Annotated in this window: 1 rRNA gene; it reads left to right on the top strand. The window is 56.5% G+C overall.

The features are described from left to right. Positions 1 to 121: 121 nt before the first annotated feature. Positions 122 to 2,483: ribosomal RNA gene (locus Acor_RS41825) — 23S ribosomal RNA — on the top strand; the annotation flags it as partial.

Genomic DNA, 2,483 nt, shown 5'->3' with positions numbered 1-2,483 from the left:
TCTTCCGTCATACCGGTTTCACTGTCTCGCGTGTCGGGGTGGGTGAGGTGTCTTGGTGGCGGGTTGGGTTGGTTGGCTGTTTGTTGTTTGTGAATTGCATAGTGGACGCGAGCATCTTTGTGGCCAAGTTTTTTAGGGCACACGGTGGATGCCTTGGCATCAGGAGCCGATGAAGGACGTGGGAGGCTGCGTTAAGCCTCGGGGAGTCGCCAACCAGACGTTGATCCGGGGATGTCCGAATGGGGAAACCCAGCACCAGTCATGTGGTGTTGCCTCCGCCTGAATGTATAGGGCGGTTGGTGGTAACGCGGGGAAGTGAAACATCTCAGTACCCGTAGGAAGAGAAAACAAAAGTGATTCCGTGAGTAGTGGTGAGCGAAAGCGGATGAGGCTAAACCGTATGTGTGTGATAGCCGGCAGGCGTTGCGCATGCGGGGTCGTGGGACCTTCTTGAAGTCTCTGCCGAGGCTTCGGCAAGTAAAAAACCTTCGAGGTAGTCGAAAGCTCTGGGAAGGGCTGCCGTAGACCGTGAGAGCCGGGTAGGCGAAATTTCGTGGGCTTGTTGAGGGGATCCCAAGTAGCACGGGGCTCGAGGAATCCTGTGTGAATCTGCCAGGACCACCTGGTAAGCCTAAATACTCCCTGATGACCGATAGTGAACAAGTACCGTGAGGGAAAGGTGAAAAGCGCCCCGGTGAGGGGTCGTGAAATAGTACCTGAAACCGTGTGCCTACAAGCCGTAGGAGCGTAGACGAGAGCTTGCTTTCGTCTGTGATGTGACTGCGTGCCTTTTGAAGAATGAGCCTGCGAGTTATGGTGTGTGGCGAGGTTAACCCGTGTGGGGGAGCCGTAGCGAAAGCGAGTCTGAATAGGGCGTTTGAGTCGCATGCTGTGGACCCGAAGCGGGGTGATCTACGCATGGGCAGGTTGAAGCGCGGGTAAGACCGCGTGGAGGACCGAACCCACCAGGGTTGAAAACCTGGGGGATGACCTGTGTGTAGGGGTGAAAGGCCAATCAAACTCCGTGATAGCTGGTTCTCCCCGAAATGCATTTAGGTGCAGCGTTGCGTGTTTCTTGCCGGAGGTAGGGCTCTGGATGGCAGATGGGCCCGACAAGGTTACTGACGTCAGCCAAACTTCGAATGCCGGTAAGTGAGAGCGTGGCAGTGAGACTGCGGGCGATAAGGTTCGTAGTCGAGAGGGAAACAGCCCAGATCACCGACTAAGGCCCCTAAGCGTGTGCTAAGTGGGAAAGGATGTGGAGTCGCAGAGACAACCAGGAGGTTGGCTTAGAAGCAGCCACCCTTGAAAGAGTGCGTAATAGCTCACTGGTCAAGTGATTCCGCGCCGATAATGTAGCGGGGCTCAAGTACACCGCCGAAGTCGTGGCATTGACGTGGACGAAGGTTTGCGTTGATGGGTAGGGGAGCGTCGTGTCGCCGGTGAAGCGGCGGAGTGATCCAGCTGTGGAGGCGGCACGAGTGAGAATGCAGGCATGAGTAGCGATTCAGAAGTGAGAAACTTCTGCGCCGGATGACCAAGGGTTCCTGGGCTAGGCTAATCCGCCCAGGGTAAGTCGGGACCTAAGGCGAGGCCGACAGGCGTAGTCGATGGATAACGGGTTGATATTCCCGTACCCGCTGTGATGCGCCCATATCGAATCCAGTGATACTAAGAGTCCTAGCGATATTGCGGCCTTCGGGCCTCGGTGGAGTGAACGCTCGGCCTGATCTGGTAGTAGGTAAGCGATGGGGTGACGCAGGAAGGTAGCCCATCCCGGGCGATGGTTGTTCCCGGGGTAAGCATGTAGGGCGAGAGATAGGCAAATCCGTCTCTCATGTAGCCTGAGGTGTGATGCCGAGCCGATTGTGGCGAAGTGGGTGATCCTATGCTGCCGAGAAAAGCCTCTAGTGAGTGTTGCGGCGGCCCGTACCCCAAACCGACTCAGGTGGTCAGGTAGAGAATACTGAGGCGTTCGGGTGAACTGTGGTTAAGGAACTCGGCAAATTGCCCCCGTAACTTCGGGAGAAGGGGGGCCTCTGCTGGTGATGGCACGTGCTGCCTGTAGCTGGTGGGGGTCGCAGAGGCCAGGGGGAAGCGACTGTTTACTAAAAACACAGGTCCGTGCTAAGTCGTAAGACGATGTATACGGACTGACGCCTGCCCGGTGCCGGAACGTTAAGGGGACCGGTTAGTCGCCGTGAGGTGGCGAAGCTGAGAACTTAAGCGCCGGTAAACGGCGGTGGTAACTATAACCATCCTAAGGTAGCGAAATTCCTTGTCGGGTAAGTTCCGACCTGCACGAATGGCGTAACGACTTCCCCGCTGTCTCAACCGCAGACCCGGTGAAATTGCACTACGAGTAAAGATGCTCGTTACGCGCAGCAGGACGGAAAGACCCCGGGACCTTCACTACAGCTTGACATTGGTGTTTGGGACGGCTTGTGTAGGATAGGTGGGAGACTGGGAAGCTGTCACGCTAG

The organism is Acrocarpospora corrugata, assembly GCF_009687845.1.
Classification (GTDB): Bacteria; Actinomycetota; Actinomycetes; order Streptosporangiales; family Streptosporangiaceae; genus Acrocarpospora; species Acrocarpospora corrugata.
This window is presented reverse-complemented; position numbering and strand designations above follow the sequence as displayed.